General features: G+C 58.7%; 17 protein-coding genes. 11 read left to right on the top strand and 6 right to left on the bottom strand.

The window, feature by feature from the left end:
• The first annotated feature begins 227 nt into the window (after positions 1 to 227).
• The 6 genes from AC1MEE_RS06785 (at position 228) to AC1MEE_RS06760 (ending at position 9,424) form a co-directional block, all read left to right on the top strand.
• On the top strand, positions 228 to 2,534 hold the full coding sequence (locus AC1MEE_RS06785) for a GGDEF/EAL domain-containing response regulator (protein WP_480414549.1): 2,307 nt from the start codon (positions 228 to 230) through the stop codon (positions 2,532 to 2,534).
• Positions 2,531 to 4,405 (top strand): EAL domain-containing protein, encoded by a 1,875-nt coding sequence (locus tag AC1MEE_RS06780; RefSeq protein WP_480414548.1) that lies wholly within the window; start codon positions 2,531 to 2,533, stop codon positions 4,403 to 4,405. The genes AC1MEE_RS06785 and AC1MEE_RS06780 overlap by 4 nt, the downstream gene beginning before the upstream one ends.
• A 90-nt stretch (positions 4,406 to 4,495) precedes the next feature.
• Positions 4,496 to 5,455, top strand: a complete 960-nt coding sequence (locus tag AC1MEE_RS06775; protein ID WP_480414547.1) for a cytochrome-c peroxidase — start codon at positions 4,496 to 4,498, stop codon at positions 5,453 to 5,455.
• Positions 5,452 to 7,248 (top strand): DAHL domain-containing protein, encoded by a 1,797-nt coding sequence (locus AC1MEE_RS06770; RefSeq protein ID WP_480414545.1) that lies wholly within the window; start codon positions 5,452 to 5,454, stop codon positions 7,246 to 7,248. Before AC1MEE_RS06775 ends, AC1MEE_RS06770 begins: the two co-directional genes overlap by 4 nt.
• Positions 7,245 to 8,651: an ATP-binding protein gene (locus tag AC1MEE_RS06765; protein WP_480414544.1), complete on the top strand. Its 1,407-nt coding sequence runs from the start codon at positions 7,245 to 7,247 to the stop codon at positions 8,649 to 8,651. Before AC1MEE_RS06770 ends, AC1MEE_RS06765 begins: the two co-directional genes overlap by 4 nt.
• Positions 8,652 to 8,776: 125 nt before the next feature.
• Positions 8,777 to 9,424 (top strand): glutathione S-transferase family protein, encoded by a 648-nt coding sequence (locus AC1MEE_RS06760; RefSeq protein WP_480414543.1) that lies wholly within the window; start codon positions 8,777 to 8,779, stop codon positions 9,422 to 9,424.
• A gap of 115 nt (positions 9,425 to 9,539) precedes the next feature.
• Here AC1MEE_RS06760 and AC1MEE_RS06755 read toward each other — a convergent pair whose 3' ends face one another.
• A complete protein-coding gene (locus AC1MEE_RS06755; protein ID WP_480414542.1) occupies positions 9,540 to 9,854 on the bottom strand; it encodes a DUF3303 domain-containing protein in 315 nt (104 codons plus the stop codon).
• Between the two features lie 619 nt (positions 9,855 to 10,473).
• Here AC1MEE_RS06755 and AC1MEE_RS06750 point away from each other — a divergent pair.
• Positions 10,474 to 11,712 carry an ISL3 family transposase gene (locus AC1MEE_RS06750; protein WP_480410596.1) on the top strand — a complete coding sequence of 413 codons (1,239 nt, stop codon included), beginning with the start codon at positions 10,474 to 10,476 and terminating at the stop codon, positions 11,710 to 11,712.
• Between the two features lie 315 nt (positions 11,713 to 12,027).
• Here AC1MEE_RS06750 and AC1MEE_RS06745 read toward each other — a convergent pair whose 3' ends face one another.
• From AC1MEE_RS06745 to AC1MEE_RS06730, 4 genes are all read right to left on the bottom strand, one after another.
• Positions 12,028 to 12,648, bottom strand: coding sequence for a cell wall hydrolase (locus AC1MEE_RS06745; protein ID WP_480414541.1), 621 nt, complete (start codon positions 12,646 to 12,648; stop codon positions 12,028 to 12,030).
• 256 nt (positions 12,649 to 12,904) lie between these two features.
• Positions 12,905 to 14,131, bottom strand: a complete 1,227-nt coding sequence (locus AC1MEE_RS06740) for an RtcB family protein (protein WP_480414540.1) — start codon at positions 14,129 to 14,131, stop codon at positions 12,905 to 12,907.
• A 110-nt stretch (positions 14,132 to 14,241) separates the two neighbouring features.
• Positions 14,242 to 14,871, bottom strand: coding sequence for a Vgb family protein (locus AC1MEE_RS06735; RefSeq protein ID WP_480414539.1), 630 nt, complete (start codon positions 14,869 to 14,871; stop codon positions 14,242 to 14,244).
• 352 nt (positions 14,872 to 15,223) lie between these two features.
• Positions 15,224 to 16,444 (bottom strand): helix-turn-helix domain-containing protein, encoded by a 1,221-nt coding sequence (locus AC1MEE_RS06730; RefSeq protein ID WP_480414538.1) that lies wholly within the window; start codon positions 16,442 to 16,444, stop codon positions 15,224 to 15,226.
• Positions 16,445 to 16,547: 103 nt separating this feature from the next.
• Here AC1MEE_RS06730 and AC1MEE_RS06725 point away from each other — a divergent pair, with 103 nt between their 5' ends.
• Complete coding sequence (locus AC1MEE_RS06725) at positions 16,548 to 17,312, top strand: DUF899 domain-containing protein (protein ID WP_480414537.1); 765 nt, start codon at positions 16,548 to 16,550, stop codon at positions 17,310 to 17,312.
• 157 nt (positions 17,313 to 17,469) lie between these two features.
• On the opposite strand, the gene AC1MEE_RS06720 is transcribed toward AC1MEE_RS06725, so the two are convergent.
• The gene (locus AC1MEE_RS06720; protein WP_480414536.1) at positions 17,470 to 18,387 is read right to left on the bottom strand and encodes a LysR substrate-binding domain-containing protein; all 918 of its coding nucleotides are present in this window, start codon (positions 18,385 to 18,387) and stop codon (positions 17,470 to 17,472) included.
• Between the two features lie 176 nt (positions 18,388 to 18,563).
• On the opposite strand from AC1MEE_RS06720, the gene AC1MEE_RS06715 reads away from it, so the two are divergent.
• The 3 genes from AC1MEE_RS06715 to scpB are packed head-to-tail and all read left to right on the top strand — an operon-like array spanning position 18,564 to position 21,980.
• A complete protein-coding gene (locus AC1MEE_RS06715; protein ID WP_480414535.1) occupies positions 18,564 to 19,892 on the top strand; it encodes an MFS transporter in 1,329 nt (442 codons plus the stop codon).
• 34 nt (positions 19,893 to 19,926) lie between these two features.
• The gene (locus tag AC1MEE_RS06710) at positions 19,927 to 21,183 is read left to right on the top strand and encodes a CaiB/BaiF CoA transferase family protein (protein ID WP_480414533.1); all 1,257 of its coding nucleotides are present in this window, start codon (positions 19,927 to 19,929) and stop codon (positions 21,181 to 21,183) included.
• A complete protein-coding gene (gene scpB / locus AC1MEE_RS06705) occupies positions 21,180 to 21,980 on the top strand; it encodes a methylmalonyl-CoA decarboxylase (protein ID WP_480414532.1) in 801 nt (266 codons plus the stop codon). Before AC1MEE_RS06710 ends, scpB begins: the two co-directional genes overlap by 4 nt.
• Positions 21,981 to 22,062 lie beyond the last annotated feature (82 nt).

The following is a 22,062-nucleotide window of genomic DNA, read 5'->3' as shown; positions in this document are numbered from 1 at the left end:
GGCTCGGCATGATAAAAAAGCCTGCTCCGCCGCTATTTTGGCTAAGGGTAGAAGCATTTTCAACAAACTGATGGCATCTTGACCGCGGTTTCCGAGCGAAATGCCTCAACCAGAGCTATGCTCTCCGCCATTGGATCCAATGTATACGCCGCTGTGGTCGACATTTCAGGAAGGGATACCCGTATGCATGCTTTTCATCTGAACACAGATCTGCCAGGAATAGCTGAATGAGTAGTCCGGCCTCGCGCGCGAATCGTCGTGTTCTGATCATCGACGACACCTCCTCGATCCACGAAGATTTTAAAAAAATCCTCGGCTCGGTCGCCTGCACCGAAGATGCCTTGGCTTCTGCTGAAGAGGCCCTGTTCGGTTCGGCACCCACGGTGGCTATGGACCCTTTCGAACTCGACTCAGCGCTTCAGGGCCAGGAAGGCCTGGCCAAGGTCGAGTTGGCCCTGGCCCAGGGCCACCCCTATGCCATGGCTTTTATCGACATGCGCATGCCGCCCGGCTGGGATGGCCTGGAGACCATCGAACGGCTCTGGCAAGTCGATCCCAAGCTGCAAGTCGCGCTCTGCACGGCGTATTCCGATTATTCCTGGGAAGACATGACCGAGCGCCTCGAACTCGGGGACCGGTTGCTGATCCTGAAAAAACCCTTCGACGCCATCGAAATTCGTCAGATGGCCAGCGCTCTGACCGTGAAGTGGCAGATGACCGAAGACGCCGCCTTGAAGATGAGCATGCTCGAACAAGCGGTCGAAGAACGCACCCGGGAGCTGTCCGACGCCAACATCATCGTTCAGAACAGCCCCACCATCCTTTATCGCTTGCGCGGCGAACCCTCATTTCCGCTGATGTACATCTCCCACAACATCACCAAGTTCGGCCACGTAGCCGCACAACTGGTGGGGTCGGTGAATTGGTCCAAAGAACTGATCCATCCGGCTGACCAAGAGAAAGTCGACGACGCCATGGCCCGAGTCCTGGACAAGGATGCTCTAGGTGCGTCCATCGAGTTCCGATTGCGCACGGGCAGCGGCGCCTACCGCTGGGTCGAAAACCGTTACATCCCGGTCCGCGATAACGAAGGGCGCTTGCTTGAGGTCGAAGGAATTATCATCGACATCACCGAACGCAAGCTGGCCGAAGAAAAGATCGCCCTGCTCGCCCGCACCGATGGGCTGACGGGCCTGGCGAACCGCGCGACGATGATCGAGCGCCTGCATCAAAGCTTTGCCGCAGCTCAGCGCGGTGCAGCCTCGTTCGCGATTTTCTATCTGGACCTCGATCACTTCAAACAGATCAACGACACCCTCGGCCATCCGGTGGGCGACCTGTTGCTGCAAGAAGTGTCCCGACGCATCAAAACCTGCGCCGGCGCCAACGATATCGTTGCGCGCCTGGGCGGCGATGAGTTCGCGGTGCTGCAAATGGAAATGGGCGAACCGGCCAACTCGGGGATGCTGGCGGCAAACATTCGCAATGCGTTGCTGCCCCCCTACAACCTCGACGGCAATGAAATCCGGATCTCGGTGAGCATTGGTATCTGTACCTACGCGCCGGGCAGTACCAGTGCCGATGCAATGCTCGGGCAGGCGGACATGGCCCTGTATCGCTCGAAGGAAATGGGGCGTAACCAGTACCATTTCCATTCAGAAGAGATCGGTCAAGAAGTACTCGAACGCACAGCCCTGGCCAACGACTTGAAAAAGGCCATCGAACAGGACGAACTGGAGTTGCATTACCTGCCTGAAGTCGACCTGACTTCCGGAAAAATCCTCGGTATGGAAGCACTGGTGCGCTGGAACCATCCAGAGCGCGGCTTGCTCGGGGCCGATGTGTTCATCCCCGCCGCGGAGAAAACCGGGACCATCGTTGCCCTTGGCCAATGGGTATTGAATCAGGCCTGCCAACAGATGAGTCTGTGGCGTGATGAGGGCATAGCCCCGCCCGTGATCGCGGTCAACCTTTCCCTGGCCCAGCTCAAAACCGGTCCTGCGCTGATTCGCGATGTGATCGACACCACCACCAAATGGGGGCTGCTGCCTTCAGACCTGGAGTTCGACGTTACCGAAGCCACTCTGGCGCAGACCAAATGGACGCAAAATGATGTGCTGCCGCAGTTGCGCGAATTGGGGGTGAAGATCGCCATTGACGATTTCGGCACCGAATACTCGTCGTTCGACTACCTCAAAACCTATCGGGTCAATCACCTCAAGCTGGCCCAATCGTTCATCAACGATGCCACCCAGGACCCCGATAGCGCCACGACGTTACGGGCAATCATCAACTTCGCTCGCGAAGTGGGGATTGGCATCATCGCCGAAGGTGTGGAAACCCAGGAGCAGCGCGCTTCATTGATCTCGACCGGCTCGCCAATGGCCGCTCAGGGCTTCTACTTCAGCAAAGCGGTCAACAGCCTTTATGCCGGCCAACTCTTGCAGACCGGCAGCATTGCACCGGAAAAAAATGAGCAAAGAACCCGTACCTCGGACAAACCATCGCAACGTCTACCGGAGGCACCGCGATGAAGAGAGCCCTCACCGCCTGTAACCGGCGGATTCTGATCATCGACGACACCCCATCGATCCATCAGGACTTTCGCAAAATCCTCTGCCCGGAGCCGGACAGTGAGCAGTCCTTGGCCTCGACCGAGGAAGCGCTGTTCGGCACGGTGCAGGTCACCCAGAAAACCTTCGAGCTCGATTCTGCCTATCAAGGACAAGAAGCCCTGGAGCTGGTCAAACGCGCGCTGGTCGAGGGCCGGCCCTATGCGCTGGCGTTCATAGACATGCGCATGCCGCCCGGCTGGGATGGCCTGGAGACCATCGAACAGCTGTGGAAAGCCGACCCGCAGCTACAAATTGCGCTGTGCACCGCCTACTCCGATTACTCCTGGGAGGAGATAACCGAGCGTCTGGAATTCGGCGACCAACTGCTCATTCTGAAAAAACCGTTCGACCACCTGTCCATCCGCCAGATGGCCAGCGCACTGACGGTCAAATGGCAGATGGCTCAGGATGCCGATGCGAAAATGCTCAGCCTGGAGCGAACCATCGCCGAGCGTGTTCATGAGTTGCTGAAAGTCTCCCACCTGCTGCAGTACGACGTGCTGACGGAGTTGCCCAACAGCACGCTGCTGGGTGACCGTTTGACTCAAGCCGTTGCCCTGTCCCGCCGTCACAACAGGCAACTGGCGGTGATGTTCATCGGCCTCGATCGATTCGAACGCATCAATAACGCGCTGGGCCATCCCGCCGGCGATGAAATGCTTAAACTCGTCGCGCAATGCCTGGTCCAGACCGTGCGCCAGTCCGATTCGGTGTTTCGTTATGGCTCGGATGAATTCGTCCTGATCCTGGCCGATGTCCATCACCCCCAACAAACCAAAGGCATTGCCGAGAAACTGTTGGCCGCCCTCAAAACTCCGCGCTATATCGCCGGGCATGACCTGTGTATGACCGCGAGCCTGGGCATCAGTATTTTCCCGAACGACGGCGAAGAGGCTATCAGCCTGATCAAGAAAGCCGAAACCGCCATGCGCAACGTCAAGCTGACCGGCCCGGATGACTACTGTTTTTATGCCGACAACCTGAATCAGCGTGCCCGCGAACACCACTCCATCGAGTTGGGCATTCGACTGGCGCTGGAACACAAAGAGTTTGTCCTGCATTACCAACCCAAGTTCAACCTGGAAACCGGCAACGTGGTCGGCGCCGAAGCCCTGATCCGTTGGTTCAAGCCGGGGCACGGCTGGGTCTACCCGTCCGACTTCATTCCTGTTGCCGAAGACAGCGGCCTGATCGTCCCGCTGAGCAAATGGGTATTGCGCGAGGCCTGCCGCCAGACCTGCGCGTGGCAAGCTGCCGGGCTGCCACCGATTCGCATGTCAGTGAACATTTCTGCCACTGAGTTTCGCCAGAAGGGTTTTCTCGACGGCATTCGCACCGTCCTCGAAGAAACCGGAATGAACCCTGAACTGCTGGAGTTGGAAATCACCGAAGGCGTTCTCATGCAAAACGCCGACTCGACCATCCAGATCCTGCAGGCCATCAAGGAAATGGGCATCTGGTTGGCCATCGATGACTTCGGGACCGGCTACTCCAGCCTGAGCTATCTGCGTCGTTTTCCCATCGATGTGTTAAAAATCGACCAGTCATTTGTCCGCGACCTGAATACCGACAGCCATGATGCGGCGTTGGTCAGCGCCATCATCAGTCTGGGCAAAAGCCTCAAGTTGAACATCATCGCCGAAGGTATCGAAACCCTGGAGCAGCTTGATTTTCTGAGGGCTCACCACTGCGAAGAGGGCCAGGGCTATTTCTTCAGCCGGCCGGTAGAACCACGCGCATTCGCCAGGATATTGAGTGGAGGACGATTGGAAACGGCGCAACAGGAATAAATCGGGCATGGCTTGCCAGCGGGCGTATTTCGGATGAATCTGATGCCCGGGATAAATGTCATCAGGATCTATGTAATCAAGGAATCATCGATGCAGTTACATGGATTGGTCGCTACTTTTACGCTGTTGCTCGGCGTCTGTACTCTGGCCGGCGCCGCACCACTGGACGAACCGCTAAAACCGTTACCGGATGTCGTGATAAACAACCCTTTGCAGGTCGAACTGGGCCGTCAGTTATTCAACGATGCGCGCCTGTCAGCCAATAACAGCGTGTCCTGCGCCAGTTGCCATCACCTGGAAAAAGGCGGGGCCGACGACAAGTCTCTTTCCATTGGTCTTAAAGGCACCATGGTCGGCGTCAATACACCGACCGTGCTCAATGCGAGCCTCAATTTCAAGCAGTTCTGGAATGGTCGGGCAGATTCCCTGGAGGCGCAGGTCGAAGCGGTCGTCCAAAGCCCCATCGAGCTGGGCAACACCTGGAAAGCCGTGGTCGACACCCTTTCCAACGACCCTGGTTACCACGCGGCCTTCAACACCGCCTACCCGGACGGCGTCACGGCGGCCAATGTGCAGAATGCCCTGGCGACCTACGAGCGAACCCTGCTCACACCCAACTCGCGCTTCGACCTCTACCTCAAGGGCGATACCGACATCCTGACCATCGAGGAAAAATACGGTTATCAGCGCTTCAAGCAATATGGCTGCATCGCCTGCCATCAAGGTGTCAATATCGGCGGCAACATGTTCCAGAAATTCGGCGTGATGGGTGACTACTTCAACGCTCGGGGCAACCCGACCGAGGCCGACCAGGGACGTTATCTGGTGACCAAGGATGAAGAGGACCGTAACGTCTTCAAGGTACCGAGCCTGCGCAATGTCGCCCTCACAGCGCCGTACTTCCATGATGCCTCGGCCAAGACACTCGATGAAGCAGTCGATGTGATGTTCAAGTATCAGCTGGGGCGCACGCCGTCGGCGCTGGACAAATCCCTGATCATTCAATTTCTCAAGACGTTGACGGGTGAATTGGGAGGCAAGCCATTATGAAAGCTTCCCGGCGGATTCTCAGCCAGATCTTCCTGACGGCAATGACTGTACTGCTCATCTCGGTCCTGGTGTTTCTCTATATCAAGGCGAGCGCCAATGAACCGTCTGACTACTTCCAGTCCCAAAACTTGACTCGCCAGATCGGGCAACTCGATGCGCGCTGGGAAGCGGAAGTGCTGAAGTCGAGAATTGGTGTAAACCGTAATTACGACCCACTGGTCGAGCCGTTGAACAAGATCAACCAACTGTGGGCACAGTTCGAGGAGTCCGACACCTCCGTCAACTGGCGAAAAGGTCGCGAGGCCTACCTGGCTGCGATCAAAGAAAAAACCCGGCTGATCGAACGGTTCAAATCCCATAACGCCGTATTACGCAACTCCCTGGACTTCCTGCCCACGGCTGAAGAGGATATCGACAACCAGCTCGCCTCTCTCAAGGACAGCGATCAACAAATGCTGCAATCGGTCACGGCGAATGTCGACGATCTGCTGCTCTCCAGCCTGGAGTTCGCTCAACTGGCTACCGACGACAAGGCCGCCGACATCCTGGTTGGCCTCGGCCGGCTGGCGATAGACCAGCAACGCTTGCCTGTAGAGCTCCAGTCCTCGGTGGACCTCCTCGTCCAACATATCAACCTGATCCTGCGCGAACAGCCAGTGGTCAACCAATTGCTTGAGAAAATCTCCGCCGTACCGGTAGCCGCCTCGCTGAACAACATCACCGACCTCCTCGATATAGACCAAGAGAAGGCCGTTGAACTGGATCAGCAATACCACAAGTACCTGCTGATTTTATCGACGCTGCTGGTTGCCCTGCTGCTGTACATGGCCATTCGTTTACTGCGCAGCTACACCGAGATCAACCGTGTCAACAAAGCGCTTCAAGCCGCTAACGAAAGTCTCGAGCAGCGAGTGGAAGAGCGCACCCGCGAACTCAAGGACACCCAGAGCGCGCTACTCGATACCGCCCGCCTGGCCGGGATGGCGGAAATTGCCACCAACGTGCTGCATAACGTCGGCAATGTACTGAACAGCGTGAATATCTCTGCCGATCTGGTCACCCGCAAACTGCGCGCCAGCAAGGCCATCGGACTCAGTAAGGCGGTGCAAATGATCAACGAGCATGCGCAGGACCTCGGCGATTTCATCACCCACGACGAGAAAGGCAAACTACTGCCGGGCTACCTGATCCAACTGGACAAAGCCTTGACCGCGGAACAACAGAGCATGACCGAGGAGCTTGAGCAGTTGACCAAAAGCGTCGACCACATCAAGGATATCGTCGCCACTCAACAGTCCTATGCCGGCGCCTCCAGCCTGGCCGAATCCCTGAACATCAGCGACTTGCTTGAAGATGCCCTGCGCATGAATTCCGGCGCATTGACTCGCCACCAGGTCACGGTGGTCAAGGATTTCAGCGATGTGCCCTCCATCATGGCGGACAAACATCGGCTGTTGCTGATTCTGATCAACCTGATCAGCAACGCCAAATACGCCATGTCCAACATGGATGACCGTGCGAGGGAGATGACCCTGGGGGTGAAATTCATCGACGACGCGATCTTGCGGATTAGCGTCAAAGACGAAGGTGAAGGCATCCCGCCCGAGAACATGACGCGCATTTTTGCCCACGGTTTTACCACCCGCAAAGAAGGCCACGGCTTTGGTCTTCACAGTTGCGCCCTGGCCGCGATCGAGATGAATGGACAGTTGAGCGCCCACAGCGACGGACCGGGTAAGGGCGCCATTTTCACCCTTGAATTACCGTTGAAAATCGCGATGGGTGGCCAATGAAAAGCTTATCGAACCGCCGCATCCTGCTGATCGATGATACGCCCGCCATTCATGACGACTTTCGCAAAATCCTGCTCCCGCAAACGGACGTGAGCCCTGGTCTCGATCTGATGGAGGCCGCGTTGTTCGGCCACACAACCAAGGCCCAGGCCCCACCGTTCGAACTCGACTCGGCCTACGGGGGGCAGGAAGGTCTGGCCAAGGTGTGCACATCGCTCGAGGAGAGTCGCCCGTATGCGTTGGCATTTGTCGACATGCGCATGCCTCAGGGCTGGGATGGCGCCGAAACCATCGAGCATCTCTGGGAACAAGATCCGCGCCTGCAAGTGGTGGTCTGCACCGCTTACTCCGATTACTCCTGGGAAGAGTTGCTGGACCGGCTGCATGCCCACGATCGGCTGCTGATTCTGAAGAAACCCTTCGACAACATTGAAGTCCATCAACTGGCCAATACCCTCACCGCCAAATGGGAAATGACCGAGCGCGCGTCGGTGCAGATGAGCCAGCTTGAGCACTTGGTCGAACAACGAACCCTCGAATTCAAGCAGGCCAGCGAAGCCCTGCAGCGCGAAATCGACGAACGCAAACAGCTGGAAAGTCAGCTGGTGCAATCCGAAAAGCTGGCGTCCCTGGGGCAACTGGCAGCCGGGGTCGCCCATGAAATCAACAACCCCATCGGCTTTATCTCGTCCAACCTCGGCACCCTTGAAGGTTACTTCAGCAAACTGCAGAGCATGCTCAACGCTTACCAGAGCGCAGAAGAAGGCATCGCTTCGACCGACATTCTCGAGCAGCTGAAAAACATGCGCGAGCGCGTCGAACTGGACTTCCTGAGAGAAGACATTCCGCTGCTGATCAAGGAGTCCAAGGAAGGCATTAGCCGCGTCGGGCAAATCGTCAAAGACCTCAAAGACTTCTCCCGCGTCGACTCGAATCAGGAATGGCAATGGGCCAACCTGCAACAGGGGATCGACTCGACCCTGAACATCGTCGCCAACGAAATCAAATACAAAGCCGACGTCATCAAGGAATACACCGACCTTCCCGACATCGAATGCCTGCCCTCGCAGATCAATCAGGTGATCATGAACCTGGTGGTCAACGCCGCCCAGTCCATAGGCCCCCAGCGCGGCAAAATCACGCTTCGCAGCAGGGCTGAAGCAGAGAACATCTGGCTTGAAGTGGCCGACACCGGCTCAGGTATGGCGCAAGACACCTTGCAGAAAATCTTCGACCCCTTCTTCACCACCAAGCCCGTCGGCCAAGGCACAGGGCTGGGCCTGTCGCTCTCTTACGGCATTGTGAAAAAGCACGGCGGCCATATTACCGTCAACAGCGAAGTCGGCGTGGGCACCACATTCAGGGTGACTCTGCCTATTCGGCAAAGGCAATTGAGTGCTTGAATCACGGACTTGCTGCGCGAGAGCCGACCGGCTGTACCCATACTTTCCGCCAACGCTGCGGGCAGACTAAGCTCCTTTTGTAGTTTTCCAGCCCCTTAATCTGGGGGCATCTGAGGAGCCACGTCATGTCTACGCCTACGATGAAGCTTTATCAGGCCGTTGCCTCGCCGAACTCACGCAGGGTTCGGATCTTTATCGCCGAAAAGGGTATCGAGGTGCCAAAGATCGACCTTGATCTGGGCACCAAGCAGCAGTTCTCGGACACCTACCGCGCCATCAACCCACGCAGCGTGGTGCCTACCCTGGTACTGGATGACGGGACGTCGATTGGCGAAGTCCCGGCCATCTGCCGCTACCTTGAGGAGGTGTACCCGGAGCCTGTGCTGCTGGGGAGCAGCATAAAAGAGAAAGTATTAGTGACCATGTGGGACCGGCGCATGGAGCTTGAAGGTTTTGCCGCGGTCATGGACGCCGTTCGTAACTCTCTGTCGGGCCTCAAGGGTCGCGCACTCACCGGGCCCTACGACTACGAGCAAATCCCCGAACTCGTTGATCGCAGCAAGCTACGGGTGGTCAATTTCTACACCGATCTCGACAAGCGCCTGACAGAAGTACCCTTTTGTGCTGGGGAGCAGTTTTCCATCGCTGACATTACCGCGATGGCCACCGTCGACTTCGCCACGCGGGCCTTGAACTTGCCGATCATCAACAAGCACAAAGCCATCAAGCGCTGGTACGACGTGGTCGCTGCCCGGCCCAGTGCGTCGGCCTGAAGTCATGCCCCCTTTATCGCGAACACGTTCGCCCCACAGAAGACCGCATACCCCGTAAGAGTGAACTTGTTCGCGATCTGGCAGGCGAGGCTGAAGACAATGGCAATGGCAACTATCACTTGCGCTTCAGTTCATCTCGCCACGCGATTGCTTCGAGTTCGACCCGGACCGCGTCCTCTACGGCAACCACCGGGCGCGCCTGGAATTCAAACGCAGGAAACGTCGAGCAAACCTTGTGAACCGCCAGCGGATCGTCGCAGTCCACCAACATGTGCCCACCCCACTCACCCACGCGCACGACAAACACCTCGATCTTGAAATTGTCCGGTGCCTTCCATTGACTGAACACTTCAAGGATCCGTTTCTGCGCATTCTCGTACTCCGCAGGCGAACCTTGTGGGCGCTCGAACCAGCTGATCATGTACTTCATTGCCATCCTCCTCTATTGCATTGATGCCCTCGAAACGACTACTGCTTGAGCTGGCCACCTACAAATAGACACCAAGTGGTGCATTACACCCTGTGAACCGGCTTGGCGGATAACATTCTGAAGGCTGTACGCTCTACCGCTCTGAAATGCGGTGTTTGTGAAAGAGTGGGATATGAGGTAGTTATGCGCCATGACGACAACCCCCTTTACGTGCGGATTTCAGCAGTGTCAAGGATAGTTCTCGATGCAACGGAAAGCCAACCCAGACCGGGGGCCCCTTCGACGCAGCCATCCCCATCCTGGCGCTTCAGCCTGAGTGACCGCGCCTGGTGTCAGGCCTTGACCCTGCGTAAACCGTCAACGTACCCGATACCCATAGTCGTAACGCCAGCAGCAAGTGAGCTGCCGGCGGACGAGCGACAAACGCTCGCCGACTCCCTGTATGAGCGCGGCAAAGCAAAGGCCAGTGCGGCGAACAAGAACTAGGTTCTGTACGAAGAAACCGGATGGCATAAAGGCCCAGGTCTCGTGCGGGATAGATTCCGCAGTCGCCGTGACTACCGCCTCCTATCAAACAAGGGGCTTCACCGTTTTGAGTGGGTAATCTATTCTCCTCCCCATGAGAGATATTGATTTATATGCCCAAATTCTTGGGCTCCAGGCTCCGTGGAAAGTGGTCGCAGTTAACCTTGACCGTGCGTTGGGGCAAGTCGTTGTCGGCGTTGGAGTATCTGATGCTGCTGCGTTCACCTGTCCGCAATGTGGCCTGCACGCTTCGCGTTATGACAAACGCAAACGTCGTTGGCGGCATCTTGATACGTGTCAGTTCGTGACCATTCTAGAGGCTGAGGTGCCCAGAGTTCATTGCGCCGAGCATGGCGTGGTGACTGTCGAGGTCCCGTGGGCAGACGCTGGTTCAGGTTTCACCTTGATGTTTGAAGCATTGGTGATCAACTGGATCCAGGAAGCCAGTATTCAGGCGGTCTCGCGTCAACTCCAGACGAGCTGGGGCAGCATTGACCGGATCATGGCTCGCGCCGTCAGACGCGGATTGGCGCGTCGAAAACCGTTATCACCGACCCAGATATGCGTGGACGAGACTTCGTTTCAAAAGCGTCGCGAGTACGTCACCGTGGTGACCGACCCCGCAACGGGTCAGGTCTTGCATGTGGAAGACGGCAACCTTACACAGAGCCTGGAAGCGTTTTATACGAAGCTCAATAGTGACCAGAAGCAAGCAATTACAGGCGTTTCGATGGACATGTGGCCCGCCTTCATCAGCGCGACCCAACGTCATATTCCTGATGCCATGCACAAAATAGCGTTCGACAAGTTCCATGTGGCCAAGCTGTTAAGTGAGGCGTTGGACAGAGTGCGTCATATGGAGAACCGCGAGTTGCTAAAGGCCGGCTCCACGGTGCTCAAGAACACGAAATACGTCTGGCTCAAGCGGGCTGAGAACATGACTGAGCGACAACAGGCAACCTTCGAGTCGTTGCGAGAGGGTTCGTTGCGTACAGCCAAAGCGTGGGCGATCAAGGATCTGGCCATGCAGTTGTGGCGAGGTAAGGATCGGGATGAGGTCGAACAACAGTGGAACCACTGGCTGGAATGGGCCTTGAACAGTGGGCTGCCACCGATGTGGAAAGTCGCCAAAACGATCAAGCGACGACTGTGGGGCATCGTCAACGCCATCGTGTTGAACCTGCATAACGGTCATGCAGAAAGCATGAACGCACGCATTCAACGGCTCAAGCAACGCTCTTGCGGGTTTCGAAATCGGGAGCGTTTTCGCAATGCCATTTACTTTCATTTTGGTGGTTTGGATTTATACCCGGAACGTCTCCAAAACTCATAACACCCACTTGATCCGGTGAAGCCCCTCAAACAACGCATAAGTCATTGATAAATAAGTAATAAATTCTGTTAAATTTTCAGCCAAACGCTGACCCCCTGTAGGAGCTGACTTGTCTGCGATCCAGTGCGAAGCGCTGGCAAAAATGGTGAATTCACCACTGTTGGAAGGTCCTTCGTGTCGGACGCGACCCCGGCCTTTCGCAGACAAGTCAGCTCCTACGCCCTCAGGGCAGAATCGGTACTCTGTTTGCTGTGCGACAGCGCGGCGTCGAAGACGGGGCGGACCCTCCATCGGAGCGTCCGCAAGATTGAAGACCTATTTTGCTGTGTCGTCATGAGGCTTATAGAAAAGAAATTTTTTGGTCTCGGCTGTCTTGATGTACTTCCTGGCCCAGTCGGGTTTCACCTTCCTGTCGTGGAAATACATCGCGCCATGGGTTCGGTCCGTGAGTTGCTGGTTGAGCGCTTTTCGCGCTATTTCTTTGGCCGTTGCGTAGGCGCCCTCCTCGTCTGCCTGATCCGAATGCCTGTCACACCACCACGAAAACTGACAGGCCTTCTTTTCGGAGCCTTGCTTGACCACCTCGCAAATCGTACCTGGAAAGCCCTCATGACCTATCCGGTTCAAGACAACGTTGGCGACACCTTCCATGTCGGCAGCTGCCCCACCTTTGGCTTCCCAGTAAATGGTGCGAGAGAGACAGGTGATTGCATCGTGCAACGACGCTTTGCCTGCCGGATCGACCGCCTGCACTTCAGATTTGGTGATGGTTTCGGCCTTGGGCGCAGGTGCCACGCTCTCTTTGTCGGCGGCTTTCTGTTCCAGGACCTGCGCCTTGTCGATAGTCGCTCCGGTGCTTTGCGCGCTCTCAGCTGCGATCGCCTGACTTCCGAGAAGGACTGTTGCGAGGCAGGTTGCTATCCAAATGAGGCGCATGATCGATCCTGCTGACTGAAGCAAATTTGACTCTCTATTTTGCGCCACGTCTGACCCGACTTTCCGACCCTGCTAGTCGTGAAATACGCAACAAAACTCCGACGCTATAATGCTTCGAAGGATGCACCCTGTTGGCGACGTCGCCTTATAGAATCGACACTCTGGTAGTCAAATCATTCCAACAGACTGACAACAATCTGCACTTTTGCTGTTCGCTGAACCCCCTATAAAGGGTCGGTTCATGTAGTCCACTTTCCTACCCTTTGACGCACACCACCTGGCGCAGGGTGTGCAGCACTTCCACCAGATCCTGCTGGGCTTGCATGACGTCGTCGATGTCCTTATAGGCCATCGGAATCTCATCGATTACCGCGGCATCCTTGCGGCATTCGACATGGGCGGTGGCGCGAATCTGGTCTTCCACGGTGAACATGCTTTTCGCCTTGGTGCGGCTCATGGTGCGACCGGCGCCGTGGCTGCAGGAGCAGAAAGATTGTTCATTACCCAGCCCACGGACGATGAAACTTTTTGCCCCCATTGATCCGGGGATAATCCCCAGCTCGCCTTTTTTCGCCGACACCGCACCCTTGCGGGTGACCAGTATTTCCTGTCCAAAATGCCGCTCTTTTTGCACGTAGTTGTGGTGGCAGTTCACCGCTTCCAGCGCAACGTCGAACGGTTTGGCAATCACCTTGCGCACCGCAAGAATGACTGCCTGCATCATCAGTGCGCGGTTCTGCCGAGCGAAGTCCTGCGCCCAGCCGACCGCTTCAACGTAGTCATTGAAGTGCCGGCTGCCTTCTTCGAAGTAGGCCAGATCGCGGTCCGGCAGGCTCGCTATGTGCTGACGCATATCTGCCTGAGCCAGTTGGATGAACAGGTTGCCGATGGCATTGCCCACCCCGCGTGACCCACTGTGCAACATGAACCAGACCCGGTTCGCTTCGTCCAGGCAGACCTCGATGAAGTGATTACCCGTCCCCAGAGTTCCCAAATGCTTGCGATTGTTGGTGTTCGCCAGCGTGGGGTATTTGCCGGTGATGGCCTTGAACCGGGAATCCAGCGCAGCCCACGCCTGATCGGCCTGGTGCGGAATGTGTTCCCACGCGCCTTTGTCTCGTCCGCCACGATTGGACGTGCGCCCATGGGGCACGGCTTTCTCAATGGCACTACGCAGGCCGTGCAGGTTATCCGGCAGGTCAGCGGCGGTCAGTGAGGTGCATGCCGCGATCATCCCGCAGCCGATATCCACCCCGACCGCAGCCGGAATGATCGCGCCCACGGTGGGAATCACACTGCCGATGGTCGATCCCTTGCCCAGGTGGACATCAGGCATAACCGCAAGATGCTTGAAGATGAATGGCATCTTTGCGGTGTTCATCAGCTGCTTTTTGGCGTCGTCTTCCACTGGAACACCTTGGGCCCAGAGCTTGATTGGCTTACCGCCGACGACTTCCAGCAGTTGATAAGTATGTTCGTGCATGACTCTGCTCTTCATCCTGATGGCTGATTGTACGGCGATGTACTGGTTAAGCGACGACAAGGTATGGTGAAGCGTATAGGCGCGGCACAGCCCTCGCCAGCCGCGGCATCTCATTCAGGCCGGCGAACAGCCCTCACCTTGCCGCTACCCCCGCCTCCGCAGAAAAACTGATCGCCACCATCAGACTCAAGCCCCGACACCCCGACTCCTTCCGGCATCTTGACGCTCTCCAGAACCTCTCCCGTTTTCGGATCGACTCGCCGCAATTCGCTCTCATCTCCTTCCCACGTACCGTGCCAAAGCGCTCCCTCAACCCAGGTAACCCCGGTGACAAAGCGGTTGGACTCAATGGTGCGCAGAATCGCCCCGGTCTCGGGATCGATCTGATGAATCTTCCGGTCCCGATACTCGCCTACCCAGAGTGTCCCTTCAGCCCACGTAAGCCCCGAGTCACTGCTGCCAGGCGCGGGGATGGTGGCGAGCACATTGCCGGTCTCCGGATCGATCTTCTGGATGCGATCCTCGGCGATCTGAAACAGGTGTTGGCCGTCGAAGGCGGTTCCTGCATGGGCGGCGACATCAATCGAGCGTAGCGTCTGACCGCTCGCCGGATCGAAGGCGGTCAGTTTGTCTCCGGAAGCGAACCAGACGTGCTGACCGTCATAGGTCACGCCATGCACGCTGTCGACACCCGCAAAGGGTCCATATTCACGGAGGATTTCTGCTGCTGAGCGTTTCATTTTTCCATCCTCATCACTAGGGGGCGTTCTCAATTAATTTCCACGCCGCGTTGTCGCCTTAAAGCAGGCCAGGCAAGGCGCAGGCCGCAGGTAATGGTTGTTCCCTTTCCAAGGCCTGCAACGCAGCCTGGCCCGCTTTAAGGCACAACCCGAAGGGCCGGGCCTGCTGTTGTGCAGGGCTGCGTTGCTCGAAGCTTATTTGGAATGACCAAACCACGCTTCTCGCGCCTTGCCCTGCACAACAGCAGACCCGGCGCGGTGCGGAAACTAATTGAGAACACCCCCTAGGTAGTGAAGTGATCCTAGGGTCTGTTGACGTTTGGTGACGACCGCCACCAAACGTCAACAAATCCTAGTCACTCGGTAGTGGAACGGGGAGTAACAAGGTCGTCACGAAACCCGGCACCGGCGGGGTCATCCAGCGACGGGCTCGCCCGCAACCGAACGACTGCACCTTGCCAACGGCCGCCAGCGCGTCGAGTGTCCGCTGCACCGTGCGCTGGCTGACGCCAAGGGCAAGCGCCAGGGCCGAACTCGACCACGACTCACCGTCGGCGAGCAAGGCGAACACCGCCGTATCCTTCTCTTCCACGGGCCGCGCCAACACGACGACCTCCTGTGCGCCACGGGGCACCAGGACAAACCCGCGCTTCGTCGCGGTCACGCCGGCCAGGGGCCGAAGTGCCGCGCGAAGCCTCCCGACTTCGACACGCAACCGTGCGCGATGGGACTCATCAACGAACTTCAATCGAAAGGCCCGGGCAATCAGCGTTTCCCTCGACACGTCGGCGGGCCACGCTTCGCCCAGCGCCCGTGCCAGCGCGAACAACACCGGACGCCTTGCGAGGGGGACCAACGTGCCGGCGCCACGAACCACATGACGGCACGCGTCGACGACCAACGCCTTTGACGCCAGCAACGCTTCAACCTCCTCCAGCAGCAGGGGCCGCTCCTCGTCACGGGCAATCAGGCGCGCCGCAGGTGTGTTCAGGACGAGGGATGCGCTTTCGACCTCCGCTGTCAGCGCAGGGATACCGGCGTGGCGCGCGGCGTGCTCGGCCCGAGCGAGGGCAGCGCGCGCCCTATTCGTCTGGAGTCGCCGCATCGCGATTCCGGCCACGACCAACTCGTGAGCGGCCCTTAATGCAGGCGGTAAAGGCGTGGCGTCGAGCTCGGCGAGCCGGCACTCGGCCTCGTCGAGGCACCCGATCAGCAGCCAGCGCCGGATCTCGAGATACCGCGCATGGGCGGCGTTGACCCGGTCGCCGTGTGCCTCGAGCGTCGCCCGCGCGGCGTCGAGCACCTTCGCCGGCCAGCCCAAGTCGCGGGAGGCGAGCGCGATCTCGGCCTCGGCGACGACACACCGCGCCCGGGCCAAGGACTCTTTCGGGCCAAAGGCACGGGCCGCACTGCGCAGCAGCGCCTTCGCTCGAACCAGATCGCCGAGCTGCGCCATCGCGATGCCTCGCAGCGCAAGCGCCGGCGCATCGTCGCGTAAGGCGACCCGGTTCAGCGCACCAAGAGGGTCACCCGCCGCCAGCGCAAGCGCCGCAGCCGTGATCAGCGAGTCCATCTGAATCCCGCCACACTTGTCACTCCCACCGTCCGATGCCCAGCGTTTAGTCTATCTCACGACCACCCACCACGAAGGACGACACCCAAGGGAGCGAACAATCATGACCAGACACATGACCGGCACACGTGAACAATGGCTGGCAGCACGGCTCGAACTGCTCGAAGCGGAGAAGGCGCTGACCCGGCGCAGCGACGAACTGGCGCGGCAACGTCAGGCGCTGCCGTGGGTTCGGGTCGACAAGGCTTACCGATTCGACACCGATGACGGCAGTGCTTCGCTGGCCGACCTCTTCAACGGGCGCTTGCAACTGCTCGTCTACCACTTCATGTTCGGCCCCGACTACACGGCCGGGTGCCCGTCCTGCTCGGCAATCGCGGACGGGTTCGACGGCTTCGTCGTCCACCTGGCGAACCACGACGTCACGCTGGCGGCGGTGTCCCGGGCGCCGCTGGCGAAGCTGCAGGCGTACAAACGGCGGATGGGCTGGACGTTTCCCTGGGCGTCCGCATCCGACAGCGACTTCACCGCCGACTTCAACGTCTCGTTCACCGAGGCGCAACAGCGCGAAGGACTCATCGAATACAACTACCAGCGCGGCGGCCACACCATGGACGCCACACAAGTCCCCGAGCCCGTCGCGCAATTCGCCGCCACCTGCGGAACCGACGCACCTACGTACTCACGTGACAGGCCAGGCCTGAGTGCGTTCGTACTCGAGGATGGTGTCGTCTACCACACCTATTCCACCTATGCGCGCGGGCTGGATGGGCTCTGGGGCATGTACCAATGGCTCGACCGAGCGCCCAAGGGACGGAATGAGACGGGGCCTTGGTGGCGCAGGCATGATGAGTACAACGAGGGCTGATCTGAAGATCATCTGCGTTCGTGCTACCACCATCGCAGCCTTCGGCAGCTCCTACAAATATCGAGTCGCGCATGCCTCTGTAATAGGAGCTGCCGAAGGCTGCGATCTTTTGATCTTCAAGATGTAAAAAGCCTATTTCACCCACGCAACTGACTCGTCATTGTCCGTCCGCCCACCCCGGCTGCCGCTCAAACTCGTCGAACAGTTCAAAAATGGTCGCCTTGACCTTTTGCACCGCGTTGCTCTGCACGGCCGTGTCATGCCAGCACAGCGATAGATCACGTGTGAAGAGTCGATGATCGATCCTGGCCAGCTTGAGCTTATGTTGTTCAAGTTCAACATAGGCAGCCGCCCAAGGCAGGATCGTGACACCGAGCTTTGCCTTGACGGCCGAGAACAACAAGTCCGTGGAATTGGCTTCGAACTCAACCTCACAGTGCAGTCCGGCCTCCTGCAATGCCGACTCGACCCGACTGCGAATCGTGTTCGGTGCACAGGGCAGCACCAGCGGCATCTTCGCCAAGGCGTCGATCGACACCGGTTCATCCGCTATCGAAAACTCCGGCCACGCCACCAGATACAGGGTTTCGGTAAGCAGCCGCTGCGAGACCACACCACGGGTTTCGACCGCATCGACAATCACCGCCAGTGCAACCCGTCCAACCGTGATCAGGCCGCCCAGGTCGGCGCTCGGTGCATCGATCAACTCCAGCTTGATACCCGGATAGCGACTGCGGATCGTGCGAGCGAGCGGAATCGCCAACATACGAGCAGTACTCGACGGCATGCCGACCGATACCTTTCCCTGCGGGAATTCGGCGTCCTGACGCAGCAGTTCCCGGGTGCCATCGGCCTGGCGCAGCAGCTCGATGGCATGCCGGTACAGCGTCTGGCCAGCCGCGGTGGGCACCACGCCCTGCACGCTGCGCTCGAGCAATTGCATGTCCATATCCCGTTCCAGATTGCGCATCTGCTGACTGATCGCGGGCTGCGCGATATGCAGCGCTTCACTGGCGCGGGTGATGTTGCCGCACTCAACCACCTTGATGAAATACCGCAACTGGCGCAGGTCCATGAGGGGCGTCCAAAGAACCTGACTCTATATAAAAATCCGATGGGATCAAAGGAATTTCATATTTGATGCTTATGAGATGCGCTGCCTAGACTGATTTCACAATAAACGAAGCGCTGACGGCCATAACGGTCTCGCGGTGCTTCTATAGGCCTGATCAGGGCCAATGGGAGATCTTGATGTTTAGAGCATTAACAACATCGGCAACGAGCGTGAAACCCATCAAAACGCCCCTGACCCGCGAGCAGATTCGCGGTTTCTGGGCGGTCTACCTGGGATGGGTTCTGGATGGCGTGGATTCGGTGATCTTCGCACTGGTTTTGATTCCCGCCCTGACCGAGCTGCTCCCCAACTCGGGCATTACCCCAACCCCCGCCAACATCGCCATGTACGGCTCTGTGATGTTCGGGCTGTTCCTGATCGGTTGGGGTCTGTCATTCATTTGGGGGCCCCTCGCCGACCGCTTCGGCCGGGTCAAGACGCTGGCCGCAAGCATTCTGGTCTACTCGCTCTTTACCGGAGCGGCGGCTTTCTCAGACAACATTTGGCAGTTGGCCATTTTTCGGCTGATCGCCGGGATCGGCGTCGGTGGCGAGTGGGCACTGGCCGGCACCTACGTGGCCGAGAGCTGGCCGGAAGACCGGCGCAAGATGGGTGCAGGCTATCTGCAAACGGGCTACTACCTCGGTTTCTTCATTGCCGCGTGGCTGAACTACACCGTCGGCGCAACCTATGGCTGGCGCGTGATGTTTCTATGCGGCCTCGCCCCGGCGGTCGTTGCGATCTATACCGCGTTGAAGATCAAAGAACCCGGCCAGATACGCAACGCTGCGCATAACGTCGCACGCCCCCACTCGCCAACTGCTTGCGCGCGTGCACCGTGGTGGGAAATCTTCGCACCGGCGTTTCGGCGCCGCACGCTGACCAGCTCTGCCCTGGTCGGGGTCGCTATCGTCGGCTTGTGGGCCGGCTCGGTTTACGAAGCGACGGCCGTCGTGACACTGGCGACGCGCGCCGGTATCGACCACGTCGGGGCGGTGCATCTGGCGTCCATTGGCGCGGCGGTGCTGTCGCTCAGCACGATTCTCGGGTGCCTCGTGGCGCCTTGGCTGGCCGAACGACTCGGTAGACGGGTTGCACTGGGCATCTACTTCGGCGGCATGGCCGCGTCGATCGTCTTCGCGTTCGGCTGGGTGTTCTACATGGACGACGGCCTGCATCTGTTCATGGTGTCGTTGGTGTTCCTCGGCTTCTTCGGCGGCAATTTCGCGATTTTCTCGCTCTGGCTGCCCGAACAGTATCCGACCCGGATACGCGCCACGGCCTTCGCCTTCAACGCATCGGTCGGCCGCTTCATCGGCGCGGGCGTCAACTTCCTGCTGGCCGCTGCGATTCACTGGTATGGCTCGATAGGCGCACCGATCGCATGGACGACCGCCGCCTTCGTGCTGGGTGTGCTGATCCTGCCGTTTGCCGTAGAAACCCGGGATCAGACGTTGCCGCAATAAAACCGCACCGCTCAAACATTCACTGGAGAACCGTATGCAAGCTTTGCAAGGCGTGAAGATCGTCGACCTGAGCCGTGCGCTGTCCGGGCCGTTCTGCACCATGGTGCTGGCGGACCTCGGCGCCGATGTGATCAAGATCGAGCCCGGCCCGACCGGCGACATGAGCCGGACCTGGGGCCCGTTCGACCGGGGCGTGAGCACCTACTATCTATCGTGCAATCGCAATAAACGCGGCATGTGCATCGACTTCCGCAATCCCCAAGGGTTGGCCACGATCCAGCAGTTGATCGATGATGCCGACGTCGTGATCGAGAACTTCAAACCCGGCACCCTCGAGAGCATGGGGCTCAGCTATGACGTGCTCAGCGCGCGCAACCCGCGGCTGATCATGGGCAGCATCAACGCCTTTGGCACCGACGGGCCGATGAGCAGTTGGCCGGGTTTCGACCAGATCGCCCAGGGCTACTCGGGGCTGATGAGCCTGACGGGTTTCGTCGATGGCGACCCGACCCGCACCGGTACGGCCATCGGCGACCTGACCTCGGGCATGTGGCTGGTGACGGCGGTATTGGCCGCCTTGCTGGAGCGCGAACGCACCGGGCACGGCCAGCACGTCAGCACGTCGTTGCTGGCCAGCCTGGTCGGGTTGTTAAGTGTGCACGGTCAACGCTACCTCAGCCTGGGCGATGTCCCCTGCCGCACGGGCAACGCCCATTCAGTCATTGCGCCTTACGGCGTGTTCCAGACGCAGGACGGCCCGCTCAATCTGGCGCCGATCACCTCGGCCATGTGGGGACGTTTATGCGTGCTGCTCGATTTACCCACGCTGCCGGACGACCCGCGCTTCGCGACCAATGAAGCCCGGGTTGCGCGGCGTGACGAATTGAAAGCCATCCTGGAAAGCCGTTTAAAAACCCGCAGCAAACGAGCGTGGACAGAACTGCTCATCGAGGCAGGCTTACCCGCCGGCCCGATCAACACACTCGACGAAGTGTTCGACGACCCGCAGGTGCTGCATAGCCAGCTGACCAAGACACTCATGCACCCAACGCTCGGCGCACTGCGGCAGGTCGTGACCCCCGTGTTCAGCGCCACTGACGCAGCTGAACCGGCACCAGGCGTCAGCCAGCGACCACCGCCCCTTTTGGGCGAACACACCCTCGAAGTACTACGCGAGGCAGGTTTCGACGCCGCGTCGATCAATGCGCTGCTGGCCGCGAAGGCCGTGTACCAGGACACAAACGATTCGCCAGCAATGGCTTCCGGACAATCAACAGGAACAGCACAATGACCCCGACACAAACCTCTTCCGCCACCGTGACGGTCAACATTGTCGATGAACGAATCGGGCGGTTGGTCTTCAGTAACCCCACACACCGGAACGCACTCAGCGCGCAACTGCTGACGGCGTTCGACGAAAGTCTTGCCGCACTGGCGTCACAACGCATACCGGTGGTGATACTGGGCAGCGAGGTGGGCCAGGCAGTGTGGAGCGCTGGCCACGACATCCGCGAACTGCAACATGACCGCGACCCGATTGCCTACGGCAAGCCACTCGAACAGGTATTACGCCGCTTACGCGCCTACCCCGGCGTGGTGATTGCCATGGTCTCCGGCTCGGTGTGGGGCGGCGCGGTCGACCTGGTAATGAGCTGCGACCTGGTCGTCGCGGATCACAGCGCGAGCTTTGCCATGACCCCGGCCAACATCGGTTTGCCTTACACCACCAGCGGGTTGCTGCGCTTCTTCAACAACCTGCCGATTCACGTGCTGAAGGAAATGTTTTTCACCGCACAGAAACTCGATGCAGAACGCGCTGAACGCTTCGGTGTGATCAACAGGCTGGTCGACAGCGACGCGCTGGAGGCGACAGCGCTTGAACTGGCACGCGGTATCGCAAGCAAGGCGCCGCTGGCCGTTCAGGCGGTCAAGGAGCAATTGCGCATCCTCGAAGACCTGCAACCGATGCCTGTGCAGGCAATGGAGCAGATTGCTGAACTGCGTCGACAGGCGTGTGAAAGCAGCGACTTTGATGAGGGGCTGGCGGCATTTGCGGAGCGTAGGCCAGCGGTGTTCTACGGTAGGTAGGCCGCGAGGGGGCGAAAGAGAGTAACGTTCGCAGAACCTCGCGGCTGACCTCGGTTGTTTTCAGAAGCGGCGCTGAGCAATC

The sequence above is a fragment of the Pseudomonas sp. ASL3 genome, assembly GCF_056680425.1.
This window is presented reverse-complemented; position numbering and strand designations above follow the sequence as displayed.

What these genes read in the sequence shown, in the direction of transcription:
- AC1MEE_RS06785 (WP_480414549.1), top strand. Translation starts at nt 228, where the DNA reads ATGAGTAGTCCGGCCTCGCGCGCGAATCGTCGTGTTCTGATCATCGAC.
- AC1MEE_RS06780 (WP_480414548.1), top strand. Translation starts at nt 2,531, where the DNA reads ATGAAGAGAGCCCTCACCGCCTGTAACCGGCGGATTCTGATCATCGAC.
- AC1MEE_RS06775 (WP_480414547.1), top strand. Translation starts at nt 4,496, where the DNA reads ATGCAGTTACATGGATTGGTCGCTACTTTTACGCTGTTGCTCGGCGTC.
- AC1MEE_RS06770 (WP_480414545.1), top strand. Translation starts at nt 5,452, where the DNA reads ATGAAAGCTTCCCGGCGGATTCTCAGCCAGATCTTCCTGACGGCAATG.
- AC1MEE_RS06765 (WP_480414544.1), top strand. Translation starts at nt 7,245, where the DNA reads ATGAAAAGCTTATCGAACCGCCGCATCCTGCTGATCGATGATACGCCC.
- AC1MEE_RS06760 (WP_480414543.1), top strand. Translation starts at nt 8,777, where the DNA reads ATGTCTACGCCTACGATGAAGCTTTATCAGGCCGTTGCCTCGCCGAAC.
- AC1MEE_RS06755 (WP_480414542.1), bottom strand. Translation starts at nt 9,854, where the DNA reads ATGAAGTACATGATCAGCTGGTTCGAGCGCCCACAAGGTTCGCCTGCG.
- AC1MEE_RS06750 (WP_480410596.1), top strand. Translation starts at nt 10,474, where the DNA reads ATGAGAGATATTGATTTATATGCCCAAATTCTTGGGCTCCAGGCTCCG.
- AC1MEE_RS06745 (WP_480414541.1), bottom strand. Translation starts at nt 12,648, where the DNA reads ATGCGCCTCATTTGGATAGCAACCTGCCTCGCAACAGTCCTTCTCGGA.
- AC1MEE_RS06740 (WP_480414540.1), bottom strand. Translation starts at nt 14,131, where the DNA reads ATGCACGAACATACTTATCAACTGCTGGAAGTCGTCGGCGGTAAGCCA.
- AC1MEE_RS06735 (WP_480414539.1), bottom strand. Translation starts at nt 14,871, where the DNA reads ATGAAACGCTCAGCAGCAGAAATCCTCCGTGAATATGGACCCTTTGCG.
- AC1MEE_RS06730 (WP_480414538.1), bottom strand. Translation starts at nt 16,444, where the DNA reads ATGGACTCGCTGATCACGGCTGCGGCGCTTGCGCTGGCGGCGGGTGAC.
- AC1MEE_RS06725 (WP_480414537.1), top strand. Translation starts at nt 16,548, where the DNA reads ATGACCAGACACATGACCGGCACACGTGAACAATGGCTGGCAGCACGG.
- AC1MEE_RS06720 (WP_480414536.1), bottom strand. Translation starts at nt 18,387, where the DNA reads ATGGACCTGCGCCAGTTGCGGTATTTCATCAAGGTGGTTGAGTGCGGC.
- AC1MEE_RS06715 (WP_480414535.1), top strand. Translation starts at nt 18,564, where the DNA reads ATGTTTAGAGCATTAACAACATCGGCAACGAGCGTGAAACCCATCAAA.
- AC1MEE_RS06710 (WP_480414533.1), top strand. Translation starts at nt 19,927, where the DNA reads ATGCAAGCTTTGCAAGGCGTGAAGATCGTCGACCTGAGCCGTGCGCTG.
- scpB (WP_480414532.1), top strand. Translation starts at nt 21,180, where the DNA reads ATGACCCCGACACAAACCTCTTCCGCCACCGTGACGGTCAACATTGTC.